The following is a 22,690-nucleotide window of genomic DNA, read 5'->3' as shown; positions in this document are numbered from 1 at the left end:
GACTCAGAGATGGGCCACGAAGTTGCAGGGCTGGGTACGAGCATCGAGCTGATCCCGGATAAGCTGCTCCCAGCCGAGCTGGCAAGCACCGGGAGAACCGGGCAGGCAGCAGACCAGAGTACGATTGGCGAGCCCGGCCAGGGCACGGCTCTGCATGGCCGACCCTTCGATTTCGGCAAACGAGAGCTGGCGGAACAACTCGCCAAAGCCCTTGACGGTGCGATCAAACAGTACGCCGACCGCCTCCGGCACCCAGTTCTGATCAGTAAAACCCGTGCCGCCATTGATCAGCACTACCTGTATGGTTTCATCGGCAATCCACTGACTGACCCGGGAACGAACCTGATAAAGGTTGTCGGCTAGCAGGGCACGATCGGCCAGCTGGTGACCTGCTTCTGTCACGGCCGACACCAGGTAATCGCCCGAACTGTCATTGGCAATGGTACGACTGTCGGAGACCGTCAACACGGCGATCTTGAGAGGAATGAATGCGCTGTTTTTCTGTCCCATGGGCAGCTCCTGATAGCAAAAGACCGTGAGAAAAGAGAAGAAGAGAGTGGTCAGGATCTCGGCTGGCGGTACCTGCTCTCGGGATGGCCAGTGCCTGCTCGGGCACAACCTTGACCACCCGCTCACTCCCTGCGACTCACGGCGGCCCGATTCTACCAAAACTCGCGCAAGAGGGGGGATTTAAAGGAGGCACAAATACCGTTTCAAGCTGGCTGGCGGGAATATGAACAGACCGGACAACCCCGGTCTGTTCAAGATGACTTAAAAGCCCTTGACCCCCGTCATGTCAGGCAATTGGTGAGCTATGCCCTTGTGACAGTCGATGCAGGTGTTCTCGCCACTGGCCAGACTGGTGGAGTGCATCTGCGCCCCCCGCTTGCCTTGCAAAGAGAAGTCCATGTACTCGAAGTTATGGCAATTGCGGCACTCCCTCGAGTCTGTATCCTTCATGCGTTGCCACTCCCGCTCGGCCATTTCGCGCCGGTGCGACTCGAACTTCTCGCGGGTATCCACCTTGCCAGTCAACATGCCCCACAGCTCTTTCGAGGCCTGTACCTTGCGAATGATCTTGTAGGTCCACTCGTGAGGCACGTGGCAATCCGGGCAACTGGCCCGCACACCGGAACGGTTGGCATAGTGAATGGTGTCGCGGTACTCCACGAACACGTTGTCTTTCATCTCGTGGCAACCGACACAGAACTTCTCGGTATTGGAGGCTTCCATGGCGGTGTTGAAGCCGCCCCAGAAGATGACGCCACCGAAAAAGCCCATCAGCAGCAGCACCCAGAGGGCTGCCTTTGACGGTGACTTGAACGTGGTCCACAGACGCTGGATAAAGCCGGGTAATTTCATCTATGGGTTCCTCAGTTCAGTGCTTCGTTCACTGGAGTGTTAAAGGTGTTCCAGACTCGCTGAACAACGCCGAATAATGTCATCTGCGAACTCCTCAGTTCAGTGCTTCAACCGGTTTAAAGGTATTTTCCACCAGCGGCTTGGCATCCGCTTGCGGTACGTGGCACTGCAGGCAGAAGTAGCGACGCGGCGACACTTCACCCAGGGTCATGCCGTCACGGGTCTCAAAGTGAGTGGGACTGATCTTGGGGGCCTTCATCTTGCTGGCATTCTTGAAGCTGTGGCAGGCCAGACACTTGTTGACCTTGGTATCCACTTCATAGTTGCGAACATCGTGGGGGATCAGCGGCGGCTGATGCATGTACTGGCGATCGTAGAGATCCCCGTCCTTGCGAAAGTTCTTCAAAGGGGCGGCTTCAGCCTCCGTGGTGAGATCCGTGCTCCCCCGCTCGGATTTGATCCCCCCTGTGCTATTGGTGATCTCGGGGATGGCGGCCATCAAGGAACCCGCCATCAGGCAGGCCAGCATTGCTCCAATCAGCTTTTTCATTATGTGTTCTCCGACATTTTCTCTGCCTTGACGGCAAAACCTACAGTGATTTCAAAAACTTGCTCCGCGCAGACATCAATGCAACGGCCGCAGTTGGTACACTCTTGAGCCGCAATCAGGGGCCCGTGACCACGCTTGGCACCGTGAACGGGGCCGCGCAGAATGGGGCGCTCCGGGCAGACCGCATAACAATCCATGCAGTTGCTGCACCGCTCGCGTCCCTTGGCAGAAATTTTGATGAACCCGACCCGGTTGACCAGGGCATAGAAGGCCCCCACAGGGCAGAGATGACCACACCAGCCCCGCTCCACCACGAACAAGTCGAACAGGAAGATCATCGCCAACAGTGCCCAGCCAGCCCCCATTCCAAACAGCAGGCCGCGCATGGCCAAGGACACCGGATTGACCAGCTCCCACACCAGCACGCCCGCAATGGCCGGGGCCACCAGCACCATGGCCAGCAACCAGTAGCGCGTATTGCGACTGAACTGGCCATTGCCCTTGAGGCCAAGTCTGGCCCTGGCCCAGGCGGCGGCATCCGTGACGAGGTTGACCGGACAGACCCAGGAGCAGAACACCCGCCCCCCGACCAGCCAATACCCCAAGAGCACAATGACAGCCCCGATCCAGAGGGTGGTGATGGGCCAATGGCCCGCCGCCACCGACTGCAGCAGGGTCAAGGGATCGCTCAGCGGCACCGTTTCCAGCAACAGCGAGCTGGAGAGATTGCCCTTGAGGATCCAGACACCCGCCAGCGGCCCCAGCAGAAACAACCCCAGCACGCTGAACTGGGTCAGACGACGCAGTAGCAAAAAGCGGTGTGACCGCCACCAGCCGAGCCTGGCGCTGGCCTCTGCTCCCGGATAACGACTCATAACCCCTCCGGTTTACGGGTCGGCAGTGTAAGCCGCTCACCGATGAGTGACTTGCCCGCTTTGCGCTTCTCTTCCCAGCCGAGCCGGTAGTGATGGCCAAGCTCCCCTTTGGCGAGCTGGCGCGGCACCACCTTGATGGCGGACTCCTCCAGCACGCAGGCATGCTCGCACTTGCCACAACCGGTGCAGATGTCGCTGTGCACCGTCGGCAAAAACATGGCGTGTTTGCCGGTGCGCGGGTTGCGCACCAGTTCGAGCGAGATGGCCTTGTCAATCAAGGGACAGACCCGGTAGCAAACATCGCAGCGCAGGCCCAGATAGTTGAGGCAGGTCTCATGATCGATGAGCACAGCCACCCCCATTCGTGCCTGATCGATGTCGGTCATCCCCTGATCCAGGGCTCCGCTTGGGCAGGCCACCACGCAGGGGATGTCGTCACACATCTCGCATGGCACGGCGCGCGCCTGGAAATAAGGGGTGCCCGTGGTGACAGGTTCAAACAGCCGGGCAAGCTTGAGGGTGTCGTAGGGACAGGCGTCGACGCAGAGCCCGCAGCGCACACAGGCACTGAGGAACTCGGCCTCGTCGAGGGCTGCCGGCGGACGCAGTGCCTGGGCGGGCACCGCCTCTGCCTGCTGACGCGCCATTCCGCCCAGACCCACACCAAGCAGGCCCACACCGCAGGCCCCCTTGGCCATGTCGGCCAGAAACTGGCGGCGACTACGACTCATCTCGCGCTCCCCCGCCTTACGCCTTGACGACCTTGACGGCGCACTTCTTGTAATCCGTCTCTTTGGAGAGCGGATCCGTCGCATCCAGGGTCAACTTGTTGACCAGCTGGCTTGCGTCAAAGAAGGGCATGAACACCAGGCCTTTGGGCGGACGGTTGCGACCACGGGTCTCGACCCGTGTCTTCACCTCGCCACGGCGAGAAGAGACGATCACCTCTTCACCACGGCGTACGCCACGGGCCTTGGCATCTTCCGGATGCATGAAGAGCACCGCATCCGGGAAGGCGCGATAGAGCTCGGGCACCCGACGGGTCATGGTGCCTGTGTGCCAGTGCTCCAGCACACGACCGGTGGAGAGCCACATGTCGTACTCTTTGTCCGGCGCCTCGGCGGCCGGCTCGTAAGGCAGTGCGAAGATAACGGCGCGGCCATCGGGCTTGCCGTAAAAACGCACCCCCTCGCCCGCCTTCACGTAGGGGTCGAACCCTTCGCGATAGCGCCACAGCGTCTCCTTGCCATCCACTACCGGCCAGCGCAGACCGCGCGCCTCATGGTACTGATCGAACGGCGCCAGATCGTGACCATGGCCACGGCCGAAAGTGGCATACTCCTCGAACAGCCCCTTCTGGACGTAAAAACCGAAGGACTCGGACTCGTCATTGAACTCGCCCTTGCTCTGCTCTTTGGGGAACTGATCGACCTGACCATTGGCGTAGAGCACATCGAACAGTGTCTTGCCCTTGAGCTCGGGTTGTTTGGCGATAAGCTCCGCCGGCCATACTTCCTCTACCTTGAAGCGCTTGGAGAACTCCATCAGCTGCCACAGATCGGACTTGGCCCCTTCCGGCGGCTTGACCTGCTGGTGCCAGAACTGGGTGCGACGCTCGGCATTGCCGTAGGCCCCCTCTTTCTCCACCCACATGGCGGTGGGCAGAATAAGATCAGCCGCTTGCGCCGTGACGGTCGGGTAAGGGTCGGACACCACGATGAAGTTGGCCGGGTTGCGATAACCGGGCAGCGCTTCTTCGTTCATGTTGGGGCCGGCCTGCATGTTGTTGTTGCACATCACCCAGTAGGCATTGAGCTTGCCATCTTTGAGCATGCGGTTTTGCAGCACGGCGTGATACCCCACCTGCTCAGGGATAGTGCCTTCCGGCAGTTTCCAGATCTTCTCGGCAATGGCGCGGTGCTTGGGATCAGTCACGACCATGTCGGCGGGCAGGCGGTGGGCAAAGGTGCCGACTTCCCGCGCGGTACCGCAGGCAGAGGGCTGGCCGGTCAGGGAGAAGGGACCACTGCCCGGAGTGGAGATCTTGCCGGTCAGCAGGTGGATGTTGTAGCAGAGGTTGTTGGCCCAGACACCACGGGTGTGCTGGTTGAAGCCCATGGTCCAGTAGGAGACCACCTTCTTGCTCGGGTCGGCATAGAGCTGAGCCAGTTTTTCCAGCTTCTCTTTCGACACGCCACTGAGCTTGGAGACAGACTCCAGGTCGTAGTCCGCTACAAACTTGGCGAAGTCATCGAAACTCATCGGCGTGGAGTCGCCATTGCCAGGGTTTTTGGCCCTGGCTTCGGTCGGGTGCGTCGGACGCAGGCCATAGCCGATGTCGGTGGTGCCTTTGCGGAACTGGGTGTGCTTGTTGACGAACTCCCAGTTCACCTTGTCGTTCTGGATGATGTAGTTGGCGACGTAGTTGAGGATCGCCAGATCGGTCTGGGGCGTGAATACCATGCCGTTGTCTGCCAGTTCGAAGCTGCGGTGCTCGAAGGTGGAGAGCACATGCACCTGCACATCCGGGTTGGAGAGGCGACGATCGGACATCCGTGACCAGAGGATGGGGTGCATCTCGGCCATGTTGGATCCCCACAACACGAAGGCATCAGCTTGCTCGATGTCGTCATAGCAACCCATGGGCTCATCCATGCCGAAGGTACGCATGAAGCCAACCACGGCGGAAGCCATGCAGTGACGAGCGTTGGGATCCAGGTTGTTGGTACGAAAACCCGCCTTCATCAACTTGGCGGCGGCGTAGCCTTCCCACACTGTCCACTGACCGGAGCCGAACATGCCGACGGCGGTGGGGCCCTTCTCTTTCAGGGTCGCCTTGAACTTCTCGGCCATGATGTCGAATGCCTGATCCCAGCTGACGGGGGCAAAGTCACCATTCTTGTCGAACTTGCCATTGGTCATGCGCAGCATGGGCTGGGTCAGACGATCCTCGCCATACATGATTTTTGAGAGGAAGTAGCCCTTGATACAGTTGAGGCCGCGGTTGACCGGCGCATCCGGGTCACCCTGGGTCGCCACGACACGTCCATCCTGGGAACCCACCAGCACGGAACAGCCGGTACCGCAGAAGCGGCACGGGGCTTTATCCCACTTGATGGCGGTCTTGTCGGTACTGGTGATCAGGTTCGCCGCCAGGGTGGGGGCACTGACACCGGCCACGGCTGCGGCAGCTGCCACCGCGTTGGCCTTCATAAAGTCGCGTCGACTCAGCTTCATGACATCTCCTCGCATTGCGTAATCACATCAATGACAGCCATTGTGACGAGCCGCGCTGGCTCAACTTCATGGCGCTTTATTGCTTTTATCGGGCATCGTGAACCTCGCGGCTCCGGCCTCACGGCGTTTCTATTCTTTGCATTCGACATCGAGCTCATCGAACTGGTGGTAAATCAAGGCGGCGGACAGCACTCCCGGCATTGCCTGTATCGCATCAATGGCTGACATGATGGGGCGCTGGCTGGGACCTTCCAGCGTCACCACCAGCTTGCCCTCGTCACTGACAGCGTGGACCTCGGCCCCTTCAAGGGTCGCAATCTGCTGCGCGAGCTGGTGACGAAAGGGGGGTTGGGTCAGCACCACCAGGCTCGATACATGGAACTCTTGGTTCATTGTGGCTCCTGCTTCACACATACATGATTCATGTTGGAGCCTCGGTTCTGGGCGCACCAACCCGGATGCTGCCCACCGGGCAATCCATCACGCAGGCGCCACAACCGGTACACGAGGCGGTATCTATGCTGGGAGTCGGCACGCGGCCCAACATGGGAGAAAAGCGGATCGCACGGGTTTCGCAGCTGTCCTGACAGCGCTGGCAAAAGACCTGCGCACTGGCCAGACAGTTGGCTGCAATATGGGCTATGTATTGCCAAGGCGCCTCCGTCACGGAACGAAATACCGGCGCCTTGCAGGCTGTGACGCAGTCACCGCAGAAGGTGCACTCACCACGCAGGAAGTCCACAGCAGGGAAACCACCGTCACCCTTGATGAGGATCTGCTCCGGACAGGCCGTCAGACAATCACCACAACGGGTGCAGTCGGCCACAAAATCGGGCCAGGCGACGGACCAGGGCAACTGCACCTGAGGCTCGCTCGATGTCAGGCGTCCCCGAAACAAACCACGACGTGACAGGTTGACCCTATCCGGCATATCGACTCCTTCCTGGTGGTAACGTCTGGTGCCATATAGCGCACAAGCGAGTCTCATGACAGGCATTTTCAATACCTATTATAAGAGTGGGTGTATATTGCGGCCCTGACAAGTTCAGGGATATACCACCAGGGAGATAAACAGGGGGGATTATTGCGCTGGATCAAACCCTTGGCGCAGGAACAAAGAATGGGGGCAGGTCAAAATACCCCCATTTGAGGATTGCTTATTAATCGATGGCTATTTTTGTAGAGGGGTTGGCGGCTTAGCCGCCGATGGAAGCCAGATGAGGGGTCATACCGGCATTCCCTTCATGCAACCTGTGAGTGGCCGCCTTGCCGATGAGGGCCTGACGAATGCGCTGTTGCAACGCATCCTGCTGGCTGTCGGCTGACAGCAAGTCACGCAGTTCCACCCCGTTATCACCGAACAGACACAGGTGCAGCTTGCCCACCGAGGAGACTCTAAGCCGGTTGCAACCGGCGCAGAAATCCTTGCTGTAGGGCATGATGAGCCCCACGCCCCCCAACGAAGCCGGATGCATGAACACCTGCGCCGGACCGTCATCAGTACCGCGCAACTGCTGTACCCAGCCGCCATCCAGCAGCCGCTGCTTGATGAGCTCGCCGCTGGCGTGGTGGTCACGAAACAGGGTGTCCATCTCGCCGGTCTGCATCAGTTCGATGAAACGCAACTCGATGGGCTTGTGCCTGATCCAGGCCAGAAATGCATCCAGCTGATGGTCATTGAGCCCCTTGAGCAGCACCGCATTGATCTTCACCGATTTGAAGCCGGCGGCCAGCGCCGCCTCAATGCCATCCATCACCTCCGCCAGCTTGTTCTCACCGGTGATCTGGTGAAACTGGCGGGGATCCAGGCTGTCGACGCTGACATTGAGGGCGGTGAGGCCAGCATCGAACCACTCCCGGGCCCGCTCTTTCAAGCGATAGCCATTGGTGGTCATGGCCACCTTTTCGATACCCGGGGTATTGGCCACTGTCTCTATGATGGCGGTGAAATCACGACGCAGTGACGGCTCCCCCCCGGTCAGACGCACCTTGCGGGTGCCCATGGCGGCAAAGCCGGAGACAATGCGGCGGATCTCATCGAGAGACAGGAACGACTTTCTACCCTCGGGACGATAACCGTCGGGCAAACAGTAGGTACAACGAAAATTGCACACGTCGGTAACCGACAGGCGCAAATAGTAAAAACGACGGGAAAAACCATCTTGCAGTGGCAACATAAACACCTTTCCAAATACGGGAGGCTAGGGCATTTCTTTCCTGACCCTTACAGCTCGAACATCGGCTGACGGCGGCTTTCCCCTATCCCAAGGACTTAGGCAAAACAGCTCGGAGTTCATCTAGTTTTTCGATGCTAGCACAAGTTGGAGTACACTCCCACGCAACTTTATGGGGTTATTGCCAGAGGTCGGGGACGCCAGCCAGCATGGGAAAATGGTTCAAAGTACATTCGGTCAGCAGCGCCATCGGGCGTTCCATGGTACTCATTCTGTTCATGGCGAGCCTGATCGCCGTCGTGGCCATGGTGACCCTGTTTTACTCGGTGCCCGATGCCAAGGCGATCAACCTGTCGGGTTCGCTGCGGATGCAGGCCTATCGCATGGCCTATGAAATAGAGCAGGGCCAGCCAGTGCTGGGACGGCTCGATCAGTTCGAACAGACCCTGCATGCACACGAGCTGCAAGAGACACAGCGCTGGATCACTCCGGCCTCCCTGCGCCGAACCTATGGCGAGGTATTGCTGCAATGGCAGATGATGCGCGAGCACATCGAGAACGCCACCCCCAAACGCTACACCGACAATGCGGAACAGTTTGTCGCGGCCATCGATGATTTCGTCAATCAGATGCAGTACCACGTGGAGTTCAAGGTGCGCATGCTGGCATTGGCGGAGGGGCTGGGCCTGCTCTCCATCATCACCATCGCCTGGTTTACCGTACGCTTCACCCGTCAGCAAGTGGTGGCCCCGCTCAACCAGCTGGTCTATTGCGCCCGCCAGATCCAGCGCCAGGAGTTCGATCTCACCCTGCCTCCCCATTGCGAGAATGAACTGGGAGAATTGTCGGCCGCCTTCGTCACCATGGCAGATGAGCTCGGCAAGCTCTATCGGGAGCTGGAAAGCAAGGTAGAAGAGAAAACGGCCAAGCTGCAACAGGCCAACGACACCCTCTCCTTTCTCTATTCCACCGCCCAGAAGCTGCATGCGGCGCCGCTGAGTCGGCGCACTCTGCTCAAACTGCTGGAGCGGGCCGCGGCCCATCAGCACATAGACCATATCCGGCTGACCCGCTTTGAACACAACGCCATGCCGGACTACATCACAGGCCGCAAGGGCTGGCCCGGCGATCTCGACTCAGTGGTGAGCTTTCATCTGCAGATGGATGAGCAGGAGTACGGCCGGCTCGACATGATAAGCACTCACCCCATCGACGAGCGGCTGATGAAAAACTTCTCCATGCTGCTGGCCCAGGTGCTGCACAAGGATCAGACCCTGCTGCAACATCAACGGCTGTTGCTGATGGAAGAGAGAGCCGTCATCGCCCGCGAGCTGCACGACTCGCTGGCCCAGGCGCTCTCTTACCTCAAGATCCAGTCCACTCTGCTCAAACGCTCTTTTGCCAAGGGCGATACCGCCAAGGCAGAAGCGGCGATGCAGCAGATCGACGAGGGACTCAGCAGCGCCTACACCCAGCTGCGCGAGCTGCTGGGCACTTTCCGCCTCAGCATCGGCGATGCCAATCTGGGGGAAGCCATCAAGGTGATGCTGGAGCAGCTCAAGCCTCAGACCCAGGCCGAGATCAGGCTCCATTACGGTCTTGCTGATACGGATCTTGAAGCGGGTCAGCACATTCATATTCTGCAGCTGATCCGTGAGGCAGTGCTCAATGCCATCAAACATGCCAGCGCGCAAGTGATTGATGTTAGCTGTGAGACCCTCGCCGATGGTAACATTCAGGTTCAGATTTCAGATGACGGTGTTGGAATAGGGATCGCAAGCTCGGCGGTCAACCACTATGGCCTCAGCATCATGAATGAGCGTGCCAGCAAGCTGCATGGTCTGCTGACCATCAGCGAACAGCCGCCCAGAAGCACCTGCGTACATCTGACCTTTCCCACCAGCCTAACAAGAGATGCCTGATGGACGAGATGAAATATAGTGTTCTGGTCGTGGATGACCATCCCCTCATGCGCAAAGGGATTGTGCAACTGCTGGCCCTGGAAGAGAACATAGAGGTGATTGGCGAGGCGTCCAACGGCACCGATGCCGTCGCCATGGCCAAAGAGTCCGAACCGGATCTGATCCTGCTCGATCTCAACATGAAGGGGCTCTCCGGTCTGGATACCCTCAAGGCGCTGCGCACCGAGGAAGTCACCTCCCGTGTGGTGATCCTGACCGTCTCCGACGCTCGCCAGGACGTGGTCGCCCTGCTCAAGGCCGGCGCCGATGGTTACCTGCTGAAAGATACCGAGCCAGAGATGTTGCTGGCCCAGCTGGCAGACGTGATGACCGGCAAGCAGATCCTGAGCGAGCCGCTGCGTCCCTACCTCGAGAACATCTACGAGCTGGACCACCTGCAACAGAAGCTGGAAAGCTTAACGCGTCGCGAAATGCAAATCCTGCGCGAAATTGCAAAGGGGCTCTCCAACAAACAGGTCGCCTCTGTGCTCCATATCTCCGAAGGCACGGTCAAGGTTCACGTCAAGAGCCTGCTGAAGAAACTCGAGGCGCAAAGCCGCGTGGAAGCGGCTGTCATGTACCTGGAGCAGCGCAACTAACCTCCCCCTTCCCCACAAAAAGCCACCATTCGGTGGCTTTTTTCATCCTCTGGCACAGTCGCTGCATTGTCCTATTCAGCAACTACTCAATGGAGGACGGAACATGAAACTTCAACCTTTGGCATTGTTCCCCTTGCCTTCCCACATACTGCCTGGTGGCAAGCTTCCGCTGCGTTTGTTTGAACCGCGCCACCTGCAGATGCTCAAAGAGTCATTCATCAATGACCAGGGGTTCGGCATAGTGATGGAAGAGGCGACCACCACGGGTAAATCCGGGCGGATCCTGCCGGTCGGTACCCGGGTCAAGGTGACCGATTTTTATACCCTGAATGATGGTCTGCTCGGCGTCACTGTGCTCGGCATGGAACGCTTCTGCATTCATGAGATGGAAACGGACGAGATGGGATTGCGCCGTGCCAGGGTCGAAGCCCTGCCGAACTGGCCAAGCGCCCATTCAGACTTCAGTGACAAGCCGCTGGTCACCCGGCTGCGGGAAGTGTTCGAGCAGTATCCCGAGCTCGATGAGCTCTATCCGGACAAGCAGTTTGACGATGCAGCCTGGCTCTGCCAACGCTGGCTCGAGATCCTGCCCATGCCGATCTATGAAAAACAGATGTTGATTGCCAAACAAAATAGCGAAGCGGCTCGTCAATTCTTGCGCCGACTGATCGCACAGTGAGTCAAAGAGTCTTTGCAAAATGCGAATATTCCCACAATGAAAATAACAATTTCGCATTTTGCAAACAGCGGATAACAATAAAAACAGACAATACCGCTGCAAGCCGCATAAACAGGTTCTGAAAAAGTTGGCACGACTTTTTCATATAGAACAGTACAACCCGATTTATCCCGTGCTCTCTTCAGTATTTGCTGAAGAATTGGTCAACCACCCAGGTTGACCATTTTTTTTACCTGCGATCCGGCAGTTCGGGATGAAAATAGCGTTGCAGGCACTCTCTCAGCCGCATCAGGCTGATGGGTTTGGCCAGAAAGTCATCCATTCCCTGAGCCAGACAACGAGCCCTGTCTTCGGCCATGGCATTGGCCGTCAAGGCGACGATGGGCATCTTGCAGCCCAGCTCCCGCAGGCGGCGAGTCGCCTCCAATCCATCCATCTGCGGCATCCGCATGTCCATCAGGATGAGATCCGGCTTTTGCTCCGCCACCTGGGCCAGCGCTTCCAGACCATTGGCCGCCAGCCGCACCCGGGTCACCAGTTTTTGCAGCATGAGCGAGACCACCAGCTGGTTGACCGGGCTGTCTTCCACCACCAGCACATCCAGATCCTGAATGGGCAATTGATCCGGCTCGGGCCGGCTGCTGCACTCGCATGGCAGCGCCATGCCGGGCAGCTCGAACCAGAAGCAGCTGCCCTGACCAGGGGCACTCTGCAATCGGATCTCGCCGCCCATCAGCTCCACCAGCCGTTTGCTGATGGCCAGCCCCAGGCCGGTGCCCGAGAAGCGACGGGTTGCCGAGCTGTCGACCTGAGAGAAAGGCTCGAACAGGAGCGCCTGATCTTCGGCCGAGATACCGATGCCGGTGTCGGTGACCGAGACTCGCAGCCGCTCATGGCGCCAACCCAATTGCAAGGATACGCTGCCCTGACTGGTGAACTTCACCGCATTGCCGAGCAGGTTGCTGATGACCTGTGACAGGCGTACCGGATCCCCCTGCAACTGGGGGGGCACTGCCTCATCCACCAGCCAGCGCAGGATAATCCCCTTGCTACTGGCACGCGCTTGCAGCGGCTCGATCAGGGATTGGCACAGCTGGGTCGGGTGCAGGGTCTCGCAATGAAATTCCAGGGTATGGGATTCGATTTTCGAGAAGTCGAGCACATCGTCGATGATGGTTTGCAGCAGGCGTGCCGAGTGGGTGGCATGTCCCAGCAGAGTCTGCTGCTGGGGTTCAAGCTGGGCGTGCTGCAACAAGTCCAGCATGCCCAGCACCGCATTCATGGGGGAACGAATTTCGTGGGTCATCATGGCCAGAAACTGCGACTTGGCGCGGTTGGCTGCCTCGGCCTCATCTCGCGCCCGTGCCAATTCCTGCTCGCGGCGGATCTGGTTGCCCACATCCCGCGCAGTCCCCCGATAGCCGATGAATACACCGGCGGCATCGAAGCAGGGCTCGGCGTTGATCTCCATCCAGCAGGGGCCCTTGACCAGGCTGACCTGGGCCCGTACCGCCCGCACCGGCAGATGCAGCGCGATGAGACGACGGTACTTGCCCCACTCGGGATCCCGTCTGTCATAGGCGTAATCGTAGAGGCTCTGGCCGGGCTGATGCACCAGCACGTCCCCGTGATAGCCGGGCGCCGACACATAGCTGAGCCTGTGCTCTGTGTCCGTCTCCCAGAACCAGTCGGAGGCCATGCCAGCAAAGCTGCGAAAACGCTGTTCGCTGGTCTGCAACGCCAGGGTCTTGAGTTCAACCTGTTCTTGCAACCGGGCACGATAGGCGATGTTGACCAAGGCCTGGGAGATGAGCGGGCGGCAGCGCTGCATCGCGGCCTTGCTCTTGAGATCGAAGGTACCCATGACGGCGTGACGGCAGATGAGAACACCGGAGAAACCGGGGGCGCGCAGCCCCGTCATCATGACGCTGGCCCAGCCGGATACGTGGGCCAGCGGCGCCAGCTCAGGCAATTGGGTGGGATCATAGATGACCAGTGTTTCCCCCTCGATGGCGCGGGAGAAGAGGGGCGTCAGCTGCCAGTCCCGACCCACTTCGCCATCCTGGGTACTGAGGTGAGTGACGCCGACATCCCCCTCCCAGGCCACCACGTCTGCATGTTCGAAACCGATGAAGGGCTTGAGCACCTGGATCAGACTGTCCAGCACCTGCTCCAGGGTCTGGGCATCGGCCAGCGTAGCCACGCCACACAGCAGGGTCTGCGACTCTTGGCGATATTTGGCCTCGCGTTCCCGACAACGCACCAGCTCCACCAGCGTGGTCTGCAGCTTGTCCCCGAGGGCTTCCAGTTCGGTGTTACCTATCATCTTGTTTCCAGCGCCATATATCAGCTGTCGAGGAAGATCACGCTCGATACCATCAGGTTGCCGTGTGCCAGCTCACCGTGGGGTAAACGCCCCTGCTCACCGAAGGTAAACGGGGTAATGAAGGGGATATCCCCCAGCCGTGTGTGAAATTGGTCGACGAATTGGCATAAGCTATCACCAAGAGCCAAGCGACAACCAGCACAAAAGATCACTAGGGCCCCGAACGGCCGCATCTCTGTGGTCATGCCGTATTCGGGTTCGATGCGGGTCGCATTCAGACTCCGCTGCAACAGCCCCTCCTGGCTGCTGTACATCAGCAGCAATTTCTCCCCGATCTGGGTATCGGTAAAGAGGCGCAAACCGCCCCCTTCTGTCACCGCCTCCGGGTGGGAGAGCTTGTAGTAGGGCATGTCGTCCAAAGTGCCCACCTGACGAGCCAGCGGCGAGAGCGTTGTCTCCCGCAGTATGGGCCCCACAGGCCAGGGTGTGGTTCGTCCAATCCAGCGGGCATAGACCTCGGCGGCAGGCGCATGATCAATGGTGAGGATCTCCCGTCCTGCCAGGGCGGTAATGGTGCCACGATGCTCGGTAGGGACATAGCTGGAGTGGAACTGGAACGCCAGCTGGCACTCAGGATAGAGCACGGCCAGCGCGACGCCCTCGCGGGCACTGCCCTCATCCCAGCACAGCTGCCAGTCACCGCCGACGCTGTTGTCTGCCGCCGAGCCCCCCACGACAGGGACGGTCGTGCCCAGCTCGGCTTCGATGCTGGCAAGCATCGCCTCCTCCTGACCCGGGCTGGCGTGCAACAAGATGAGCTGGGGCAATTCGCCGGGACGCCCGCCATCGGCGATGGCACTGCGCAGCAACTGGCGCACATCCACGTCATCACCCGCCTGCCCGGCCACCCCGTAGGCACCCTTGTCATCATAGAGAGCCGCCACCGCCAGCCCGAATCCCTGACGAGCGTGGTGCCCTGTCTGGGTCATGACACCGCCGCAGGAGCTGCAACCTATCAGTCGAGTGGTTGGAAACTGCTGTTTGAGGTGACGACGCAGTTCCTCGGCATCGTGGGCTTGGGTAAAATAGACCAATAACAGCGAAGGGGAATGGGGTGCTTGAGCGAGCAGCCGCTCACTGACCTGCCGCGCAGCCAGCAGGGAGGTCTCTTCAAGAGAGTGAGCCGTCAGAAAGTTCAACACCATCTCCTAGTTGTTCATGATGCTGGAGGTAAGCAAAAATCATACCTTAATCAAACAATTATCCCGTTTCGTCGGCTAGAATAGCCCTCGATTGAGCCCAACCACAGGACAGCTGCATGTGGCAGAAAAATATCAATGACTTTGACCGGGTCGTCGCCATCGGTGGTGGCCACGGCATGGGCCGTGTACTCTCCTCACTCTCGTTTCTCGGCCAGCGCCTGACCGGTATCGTCGCCACCACGGACGACGGCGGATCCACAGGACGGCTGCGCAAGAGCCAGGAGTGCATCGCCTGGGGAGATCTGCGCAACTGCCTCAATCAACTGGTCACCGACCCCAGTATTGGCAGCCTGCTGTTCGAATACCGCTTCGCCGGCCGCGGCGAGCTTGCGGGCCACAACCTCGGCAATCTGATGCTGCTGGCGCTCGACAACCTCTGCGTACGCCCTCTTGATGCTATCAAGCTCATCAGTGACATGCTGAAAATAGAGTCACAATTGTTACCCATGTCAGAATTTCCTACCGATCTGTGTGCCCACACAGTCTGTGGCAACCAGATCCTGGGAGAGGTCTCCATCGATCAACTCGATACGCCTCCTCTCTCCCTGAGCCTGAGCCCGGAAGTACCGGCGACTCGCGAGGCAGTGCAAGCCCTGGCTCAGGCCGACATGATCATCCTCGGACCCGGCAGCTTCCTCACCTCCATCATGCCGCCCCTGCTGCTGGCCGAAGTGGCACAAGCCATCAACGAGAGCGATGCCATGCTGGTGTTCATCTGCAATCTGGTGGCCGAAAATGGCCCTGCCAGCCAGTTGAGTCTGCTCAATCAGTGGCGCTGGCTGGAATCACGGGTCGGTGCAGGCCGTGTCGATGCCATTCTGGCACCAGCAGGGGAATATCCTGTCGAGCTGGCCAGTCAGCTGATCCAGGCCGAACTGGGTGAGGCTGACCTCCCCCATCGCCACGATCGGCTGAAACTCAAATTGGCGCTGGATAGGGTTATCCAGCAACTGATCAATCAACGCTAGTAACTGGCAAAGACGCGCAGCGATGAACACGGGGGTCACTGCGCAACAAGCTCAGTGATAGTTGGCAAGGTGGGAGAGAACCTGAGGCAGGGATTGCTCCAGCTGGGTCAGCAAGCGGGCAACCTCGTCGGCATCTTCGTGCTTGCAGGCCAGCTCCAGTGCCACCACCTGCTGATAGCTGAGCTGGGCACCGTAGCTGCCGCAGGACGATTTCATGCTGTGGGCAAGCCGGGCCAGCGCAGGCCAGTCCCGCCGTTCATAGAGAGGCCGAAGCTGGGTGAGCTGCTCACCCACCTCCTCGATGAACACCGAGATCACGACCGGCATCATCTCCTGACCTATATCTTCCGCCAGCTGACGCAGCACCTTCTGATCCAACCATTCCATTCCTCAGCCCTCTCTGGTGGTATTCAAACAGACCATACTATAGATGCCCGGCGTGACAGCGTCATCCCTCACCCATATTCACTTGCTGACCGGCAAACGGTGGAGAGAAGGAAAGTGTGATCGAGCTCTATTAATTCGGTGAGAGGCAGGCGTTATTGAAATATAAATATTGCCAATAAATTAACATTTAAATAACAATAAAGGCCGTGAGAATGATGCAGCTCAGCAACACCTCTCTCATCCCTTTTTGCCTGTATGGCTGCTGCGAAGAACCAGGGTAGGATTCTACCCTGGTATTTTTTTACATTTAAATCAGACGATTACCGAATCTAACTGCCGCATACTCTCTCACCAAGGCGAAACAGGCTGAACTCGCCGGGCGCCATTTTGACCCAATTTTCATTGCCAGTGAGCGGACGGGTCGCCACCAGGGTGACCACATCATCCGGGGTTGTCTCGCTCTGAAAATCGATGGCTACATCTTCATCCAGCAGCCGGGCCTCGCCAAACGGAGCACGCCGGGTGAGCCAGTGCAGGTTGTTGCTGCAATAGGTCATCACAAACTCCCCATCCGACAGCAGCATGTTGAATACCCCGAGTCCGCGCAATTCATCGCACAGGGTCGCCAGATAGCGAAACATGGCGGGGAAATTGGCGGGACGCTTGGGGTATTTCTGCTCCAGTCGGTTGAGCAACCAGCAAAAAGCATGTTCGCTGTCGGTGTCTCCCACCGGACGGTGCCGCCCGGTTGCAAGTCGCTTGTAGCCAGTCAGCTGGCCATTGTGGGCAAAGGTCCAGTAGCGGCCCCACAGTTCACGGGTGAACGGATGGGTGTTTTCCAGCGACACGCAGCCGCGGTTCGCCTGCCGGATATGGCTGACCACGGCGCGACTCTTGATGGGCAACGCCTGTACCAGCTTGGCTATCGGCGACTGGGCACTGGGCTCGGGATCCTTGAAGGTGCGAAACCCCCTCCCCTCATAGAAGGTGATCCCCCAGCCATCCTTGTGTGGCCCCGTCTTGCCGCCGCGCAGCATCAGACCGGTAAAGCTGAAGCAGATATCGGTCGGCACATTTGCACTCATGCCGAGCAGTTCGCACATAACCAGCGGACTCCTTGTTACTTGGCCATCTCTTTTTCGACCAACTGGATCAGGATATGAATCACCTTGATGTGCACTTCCTGAATGCGGTCGGCATAACCAAAGTGCGGCACCCGGATCTCGACATCGGCCAGACCCGCCATCTTGCCACCATCCTTGCCGGTCAGCGCTATCACCTTCATGCCCTTGGCATGGGCGGCTTCGATGGCCTTGAGGATGTTGCCCGAGTTGCCACTGGTGGAAATGCCGAGCAAGACGTCACCGCGACGACCGACCGCTTCCACATAACGGGAGAACACATAGTCGTAGCCAAAGTCGTTGGAGACGCAGGAGAGGTGGCTGGGATCGGAAATGGCAATACCGGCATAGCCTGGACGGTTCTCGCGATAACGGCCCGTCAGCTCCTCGGCAAAATGCATGGCATCGCAGTGGGAGCCACCATTACCACAGGAGAGCACCTTGCCTTCCTGTTTAAAGGAGTCTGCCAGCAGTTTGGCGGCTGCCTCTATGTTCTTCAGATTCTGCTCATCTGCCAGGAACGCCTGGAGCACGCCAGCAGCTTCGGTCAATTCATTGCGGATCAGTTCTTGGTACATGATGTCTCTTCCAAAATGTGGGCGGCGTCATTGTCGCACAAGCCAATCCAATCGTCGCCCCCCAGCCAGCCAAGATGCCGCCTGCAGGACGTTATGCCGCTCACAGCGTGAAGGTAACGAGCTTGTAAACAGCTTGATAAGTTTGTGCGTATGAATTACAACAGGGGCCATATCCAACAGGTCAGACCTCTGGATCAGTTAATCTACTGCTTAGCCAACTTCGGCAACTCATGCAAGGAGCGAAAAATGACGACGACCCTCACTCTGCTCGGGGTGATCCTGGTGATCGGCGCCATGGCTTATCGCCGGGCGTCTCTGTTCACATCCACGCTTGCCACGGCCGCCGCCCTGGTCGCTGGCACCCTCTATGGCCATGTCCCCCTGCTGGTGTGGGCACTGTTCGCCGTGATTGCCATCCCCCTCAACCTGGTGGATTTTCGCCGCAATCAGCTGACCAAGCCGCTGTTCAAGATCTACAAGTCGATCATGCCGGAGATGTCCCGCACCGAGAAGGAAGCCATCGAAGCCGGGACCACCTGGTGGGAAGCGGACCTGTTCGCCGGCAACCCGAACTGGAAGAAGCTGCACGCCATCCCGGTCAGCGTTCTGTCAGCCGAAGAGCAAGCCTTCATGGATGGTCCGGTTGAAAACGTCTGCCGCATGGTCAACGACTGGGAAGTGACTCACGAGCGGGCCGATCTCTCCCCCGAGGTGTGGCAATACCTGAAGGACAACAAGTTCTTCGCCATGATCATCAAGAAGAAATACGGTGGTCTGGAATTCTCCGCCTATGCCCAGTCCTGTGTGCTGCAAAAACTGTGTGGCGCCAGCGCCGTGCTGGCCTCCACAGTTGGCGTCCCCAACTCCCTCGGCCCGGGTGAACTGCTGCAACATTACGGCACCGATGAGCAGAAAGACCACTACCTGCCCCGCCTGGCGGTAGGCAAAGAGATCCCCTGCTTCGCCCTGACCAGCCCGGAAGCGGGTTCCGACGCCGGCTCCATTCCCGACTTCGGCATTATCTGCAAGGGTGAATGGGAAGGGGAAGAGGTGCTTGGCATGCGCCTGACCTGGAACAAGCGCTACATCACGCTCGCCCCTATTGCTACCGTGCTGGGTCTGGCCTTCAAGCTGCGCGACCCGGATCACCTGCTGGGTGACGAAGAGGAGCTGGGCATCACCTGTGCCCTGATCCCGACCCACATCAAGGGGGTCGAGATAGGCCGTCGTCACTTCCCGCTCAACGTGCCGTTCCAGAATGGTCCGACCCGTGGCGAAAATGTGTTTGTACCGCTCGACTTCATCATAGGTGGCCCGGCCATGGCCGGTCAGGGCTGGCGCATGCTGGTCGAATGCCTCTCGGTTGGCCGTGGTATCACGTTGCCCTCCAACAGCACGGGCGGCGTCAAGATGCTGGCCCTGGCGACCGGCGCCTACAGCCGCATCCGCCGCCAGTTCAAGCTGCCCATCGGCAAGATGGAAGGCATTGAAGAGCCGCTGGCACGGCTCGGTGGCAACGCCTACATCATGGGCGCTGCCGCCAACCTGACAGTGACTGGTATCGATCTGGGGGAAAAACCCTCGGTCATCTCCGCCATCGTCAAATACCACCTCACCGACCGTGCCCAGAAGTGCATCATAGATGCCATGGACATCCACGGCGGCAAGGCCATCTGCATGGGCCCGAACAACTATCTGGCCCGTGGCTATCAGGGAGCCCCGATCGCAGTGACAGTAGAAGGGGCCAACATACTGACCCGCAGCATGATCATCTACGGTCAGGGCGCCATCCGCTGCCACCCCTATGTCCTGCCGGAGATGCTGGCAGCCAGCCATCCGGACAAGGAGCAGGCGCTGAAGGATTTCGACAAGGCCATGTTCAGCCACGTCGGTTTTGCCATCAGCAACCTGGTGCGCAGTTTCTGGCTGGGCTTGACCGGTGCTCGCTTCGCCGCAGCCCCTTACAAGGACCAGACCAAGGGCTATTACCAGCAGCTCTCCCGCCTCTCGGCCAACCTGGCGTTCCTGTCAGACATGGCCATGGGCACCCTGGGCGGCGAGCTCAAGCGCAAGGAGCGCGTCTCCGCTCGCCTCGGTGACGTGCTGAGTCAGCTCTATCTGGCCTCAAGTGCCCTCAAACGCTATCAGGATGAGGGTCGTCAGCAGGCGGATCTGCCACTGCTGCACTGGGCACTGCAAGATGCCATGTTCAAGGCGCAAGAGGCGATCGATGAGCTGCTGCGCAACTTCCCGAACCGCTGGATTGGCCTTGCGCTGCGCGTCATAGTGCTGCCCCTTGGCCGTGACATGAAGCGCCCGAGCGACAAGCTGGACCAGCAAGTGGCCCGCCTGCTGCAAACGCCGAGCGAGACTCGCAGCCGACTGGCACAAGGTCAATACCTGACCCGCGAAGAGGGCAACCCCTTCGGCTTGCTGGAACAGGCGCTGGATGACGTGCTGGCGGCCGAACCGCTGTTTGACAAAGTATGCAAAGCTGACAGTATCAAGCGTCTGTTTATGCAACTGGACAAGGTGGCGGATGCAGGTCTGGCGCTCGGTGTACTCAACCAGAATGAGGCCGACTTGCTGCGCCGGGCCGAAGAGAGCCGCCTGCGTACCATCAACGTTGATGATTTCGACCCCATCGACCTGGTTGCCAACAAGGCCCTGTTCGAACCATCGGCCTATCACAGAGCTGCCTGATACGCAGAAAACGAACCTGACGCCTCCCATGTGGAGGCGTTTTTTATGGACCTGGATCACGATGACAACAAAGAGATTTCACAGATCAAATTTTATTTCTCAATAAGTTTCCTATCCTTAGTGAAGCAGTTAATGTAAGCACAGGATCCCAAACAGGATTGCATGATGGATGACCAAATCCTGATTATTGACGATGACGATCTGCCCCTTCAGGAACAGCAGCAAGCTGGATGGAAGGTGATGATTGTGGATGATGAGCCCGAAGTGCATCGCATCACCAAGATCACCCTGAGCAAGTTTGAATTCGATAACAAACCCATTGAATTTTTGCATGCTTATTCAGCTGCCAAGGCCAAGGAGTTGCTCGCCAAGACCCCGGACGTAGCTTTGTTGCTGCTCGACGTGGTCATGGAAGTCGATCACGCCGGTCTCGATGTGGTCAAATTCGTGCGCGAAGATCTGCAAAACAAGATGGTGCGCATCGTGCTGCGAACCGGGCAACCGGGACAAGCGCCGGAAGATGATGTGGTCACCAACTACGACATCAACGATTACAAGGACAAGACAGAGCTCACCTCCCAGAAGCTGCGCACCCTGCTGCGGGCCAGCCTGCGTTCATACCGCGACATCCGTACCCTGGAGAGCAATCGCCAGGGACTGGAAAAGGTCATTGAGGCTTCCAAGGGGATCTTCGAAAAACGGGCGCTACGCCAGTTTGTCGAGGGCGCGCAGGAACAGCTCAGCGCTCTGCTCAATCTGGAAGAATCCCAGATCTATGACGTGAAGCAGCTTGCCTATGAGGTGAGGGATCAGATCCTGGAGCCTCTGCTGCCCGGCCACCCGTCCGTGCGGCTTGTCGATGCTCCTGCTATTTTGCGTCAGGCCATGACCAATCGCGCCAACGTTTATGATGGCAACCAGATGGTGCTCTACTGTCAGAATCCCCGCCATCACCTGTTGTTTCACATCGAAACCACCCGTCAGCTCAGCCAGATGGACATGGGGCTGCTGAGCCTGTTTACCGAAAACATCATAGTGGCGCTGGAGAACATCCGGCTCAACGAGGTCATTGCAGATAACCAGCGCGAGATCATCTATCGCATCGGCGAGCTGGTGGAAACCCGCTCCAAGGAGTCCGGCCTGCACGTCAAACGGGTTGCCCTCTACACTGAGCTGCTCTGCCAGCTGCTTGGCATGAGCGAGGAGCAGAGCGAGCTCATCAAGCGCGCCTCTCCCCTGCACGATATCGGCAAGGTCGGGGTCCCGGATGCCATCTTGCACAAGCCAGGCAAACTGACTCCGGAAGAGTGGGAGATCATGAAGACCCATGCCCAACTGGGGCAGGACATGCTCTCCGGCAGCGACCTGGCCCTGTTCCAGATAGGTGCCACCATAGCCGGTAACCACCACGAAAAGTGGAATGGCAGCGGTTATCCCCGCGGTCTCAAGGGAGACGATATTCCGCTGGAGGGACGAGTCGTGGCGCTGGCCGACGTATTTGATGCTCTCGGGTCGGATCGCTGCTACAAGAAGGCGTGGCCGCTGGACAAGGTACTGGCGCTGATAGAAGAAGAGAAGGGACAGCACTTCGATCCCCAACTGGTGGAGCTGATGCTGGCCAATCTGGACAAGTTCCTCGAGATCCGAGACCAGCACAAGGATATCTACGTCGGGGATCATTGACCCCTTTCACACCCGTGCACCAACTGCCGCATATAAAAAAGCCGCCTCAACAGGCTAATGCCAGTCAGTTAAGCCTGACTGGCATTGTTTTTATTGGCTTTTTTACACTGTATTTCTGTGGCCTTGGCTTCACGCAGCGGGGGTAGCTTCGTTCCCTTCGTGCCGGCAGCACAAACTGCCCCGCCTGCTGCTCCAGCTCCGCCACCCGCTTCGGGATATTTCCCG

At 58.7% G+C, this 22,690-nt stretch carries 20 protein-coding genes, 1 pseudogene and 1 riboswitch; of the genes and pseudogenes, 6 read left to right on the top strand and 15 right to left on the bottom strand.

Annotated elements, in window-relative coordinates; translation table 11 throughout:
* Positions 1 to 3: 3 nt before the first annotated feature.
* The 9 genes from moaB to moaA form a co-directional block, all read right to left on the bottom strand.
* Positions 4 to 510, bottom strand: coding sequence for a molybdenum cofactor biosynthesis protein B (gene moaB, locus GWQ27_RS21475; RefSeq protein ID WP_005309891.1), 507 nt, complete (start codon positions 508 to 510; stop codon positions 4 to 6).
* Between the two features lie 261 nt (positions 511 to 771).
* Positions 772 to 1,362, bottom strand: coding sequence for a cytochrome c3 family protein (locus GWQ27_RS21470; RefSeq protein ID WP_005309887.1), 591 nt, complete (start codon positions 1,360 to 1,362; stop codon positions 772 to 774).
* A gap of 94 nt (positions 1,363 to 1,456) precedes the next feature.
* Positions 1,457 to 1,912: a nitrate reductase cytochrome c-type subunit gene (locus tag GWQ27_RS21465; protein WP_005309884.1), complete on the bottom strand. Its 456-nt coding sequence runs from the start codon at positions 1,910 to 1,912 to the stop codon at positions 1,457 to 1,459.
* On the bottom strand, positions 1,912 to 2,787 hold the full coding sequence (gene napH / locus GWQ27_RS21460; protein ID WP_099992471.1) for a quinol dehydrogenase ferredoxin subunit NapH: 876 nt from the start codon (positions 2,785 to 2,787) through the stop codon (positions 1,912 to 1,914). The genes GWQ27_RS21465 and napH overlap by 1 nt, the downstream gene beginning before the upstream one ends.
* Positions 2,784 to 3,518: a ferredoxin-type protein NapG gene (gene napG / locus GWQ27_RS21455; protein ID WP_096118418.1), complete on the bottom strand. Its 735-nt coding sequence runs from the start codon at positions 3,516 to 3,518 to the stop codon at positions 2,784 to 2,786. Before napG ends, napH begins: the two co-directional genes overlap by 4 nt.
* Before the next feature lie 16 nt (positions 3,519 to 3,534).
* Complete coding sequence (napA, locus tag GWQ27_RS21450) at positions 3,535 to 6,024, bottom strand: nitrate reductase catalytic subunit NapA (protein ID WP_275908277.1); 2,490 nt, start codon at positions 6,022 to 6,024, stop codon at positions 3,535 to 3,537.
* Positions 6,025 to 6,153: 129 nt separating this feature from the next.
* Positions 6,154 to 6,417, bottom strand: coding sequence for a chaperone NapD (locus GWQ27_RS21445; protein WP_059168583.1), 264 nt, complete (start codon positions 6,415 to 6,417; stop codon positions 6,154 to 6,156).
* Between the two features lie 28 nt (positions 6,418 to 6,445).
* On the bottom strand, positions 6,446 to 6,955 hold the full coding sequence (gene napF / locus GWQ27_RS21440; protein ID WP_275908276.1) for a ferredoxin-type protein NapF: 510 nt from the start codon (positions 6,953 to 6,955) through the stop codon (positions 6,446 to 6,448).
* A gap of 265 nt (positions 6,956 to 7,220) precedes the next feature.
* Complete coding sequence (gene moaA / locus GWQ27_RS21435; protein ID WP_005309868.1) at positions 7,221 to 8,201, bottom strand: GTP 3',8-cyclase MoaA; 981 nt, start codon at positions 8,199 to 8,201, stop codon at positions 7,221 to 7,223.
* A riboswitch (molybdenum cofactor riboswitch) is annotated at positions 8,189 to 8,328 on the bottom strand. Its footprint overlaps the gene before it by 13 nt.
* A 79-nt stretch (positions 8,329 to 8,407) precedes the next feature.
* Between moaA and narQ the strand changes: the two genes are divergently transcribed.
* The 3 genes from narQ to GWQ27_RS21420 all read left to right on the top strand — a co-directional run bounded on the left by narQ (position 8,408) and on the right by GWQ27_RS21420 (position 11,437).
* The gene (gene narQ / locus GWQ27_RS21430; protein ID WP_275908275.1) at positions 8,408 to 10,120 is read left to right on the top strand and encodes a nitrate/nitrite two-component system sensor histidine kinase NarQ; all 1,713 of its coding nucleotides are present in this window, start codon (positions 8,408 to 8,410) and stop codon (positions 10,118 to 10,120) included.
* Complete coding sequence (gene narL / locus GWQ27_RS21425; protein ID WP_017411638.1) at positions 10,120 to 10,758, top strand: two-component system response regulator NarL; 639 nt, start codon at positions 10,120 to 10,122, stop codon at positions 10,756 to 10,758. The genes narQ and narL overlap by 1 nt, the downstream gene beginning before the upstream one ends.
* 103 nt (positions 10,759 to 10,861) lie before the next feature.
* Positions 10,862 to 11,437, top strand: coding sequence for an LON peptidase substrate-binding domain-containing protein (locus GWQ27_RS21420; protein ID WP_005309859.1), 576 nt, complete (start codon positions 10,862 to 10,864; stop codon positions 11,435 to 11,437).
* Positions 11,438 to 11,666: 229 nt separating this feature from the next.
* Here GWQ27_RS21420 and GWQ27_RS21415 read toward each other — a convergent pair whose 3' ends face one another.
* Both GWQ27_RS21415 and GWQ27_RS21410 read right to left on the bottom strand, forming a co-directional pair.
* A complete protein-coding gene (locus tag GWQ27_RS21415) occupies positions 11,667 to 13,763 on the bottom strand; it encodes an ATP-binding protein (protein ID WP_059168586.1) in 2,097 nt (698 codons plus the stop codon).
* A gap of 20 nt (positions 13,764 to 13,783) precedes the next feature.
* Entirely contained in the window at positions 13,784 to 14,968 is a 1,185-nt protein-coding gene (locus GWQ27_RS21410) for an FIST N-terminal domain-containing protein (RefSeq protein WP_219615427.1), read from the bottom strand.
* 113 nt (positions 14,969 to 15,081) lie between these two features.
* Here GWQ27_RS21410 and yvcK point away from each other — a divergent pair, with 113 nt between their 5' ends.
* Positions 15,082 to 15,993: a uridine diphosphate-N-acetylglucosamine-binding protein YvcK gene (yvcK, locus tag GWQ27_RS21405; RefSeq protein WP_059168588.1), complete on the top strand. Its 912-nt coding sequence runs from the start codon at positions 15,082 to 15,084 to the stop codon at positions 15,991 to 15,993.
* A 51-nt stretch (positions 15,994 to 16,044) separates the two neighbouring features.
* Here the strand turns inward: yvcK and GWQ27_RS21400 are convergent, their stop codons facing one another.
* The 3 genes from GWQ27_RS21400 to lpcA all read right to left on the bottom strand — a co-directional run bounded on the left by GWQ27_RS21400 (position 16,045) and on the right by lpcA (position 18,079).
* Positions 16,045 to 16,380 carry an Hpt domain-containing protein gene (locus GWQ27_RS21400; protein ID WP_005309846.1) on the bottom strand — a complete coding sequence of 112 codons (336 nt, stop codon included), beginning with the start codon at positions 16,378 to 16,380 and terminating at the stop codon, positions 16,045 to 16,047.
* A 329-nt stretch (positions 16,381 to 16,709) separates the two neighbouring features.
* A complete protein-coding gene (locus GWQ27_RS21395) occupies positions 16,710 to 17,483 on the bottom strand; it encodes a class II glutamine amidotransferase (protein WP_005309844.1) in 774 nt (257 codons plus the stop codon).
* A 17-nt stretch (positions 17,484 to 17,500) separates the two neighbouring features.
* The gene (lpcA, locus tag GWQ27_RS21390) at positions 17,501 to 18,079 is read right to left on the bottom strand and encodes a D-sedoheptulose 7-phosphate isomerase (RefSeq protein WP_005309841.1); all 579 of its coding nucleotides are present in this window, start codon (positions 18,077 to 18,079) and stop codon (positions 17,501 to 17,503) included.
* A gap of 246 nt (positions 18,080 to 18,325) precedes the next feature.
* Between lpcA and fadE the strand changes: the two genes are divergently transcribed.
* Both fadE and GWQ27_RS21380 read left to right on the top strand, forming a co-directional pair.
* Entirely contained in the window at positions 18,326 to 20,782 is a 2,457-nt protein-coding gene (gene fadE, locus GWQ27_RS21385) for an acyl-CoA dehydrogenase FadE (RefSeq protein ID WP_275908274.1), read from the top strand.
* A 165-nt stretch (positions 20,783 to 20,947) separates the two neighbouring features.
* The gene (locus tag GWQ27_RS21380; RefSeq protein ID WP_021137880.1) at positions 20,948 to 22,465 is read left to right on the top strand and encodes an HD domain-containing phosphohydrolase; all 1,518 of its coding nucleotides are present in this window, start codon (positions 20,948 to 20,950) and stop codon (positions 22,463 to 22,465) included.
* Positions 22,466 to 22,533: 68 nt separating this feature from the next.
* On the opposite strand, the pseudogene GWQ27_RS21375 reads toward GWQ27_RS21380, so the two are convergent.
* Positions 22,534 to 22,690: pseudogene (locus GWQ27_RS21375) on the bottom strand (IS4 family transposase); the annotation flags it as partial.

Source organism: Aeromonas sp. 5HA1 (assembly GCF_029237245.1).
GTDB lineage: Bacteria > Pseudomonadota > Gammaproteobacteria > Enterobacterales > Aeromonadaceae > Aeromonas > Aeromonas salmonicida.
This window is presented reverse-complemented; position numbering and strand designations above follow the sequence as displayed.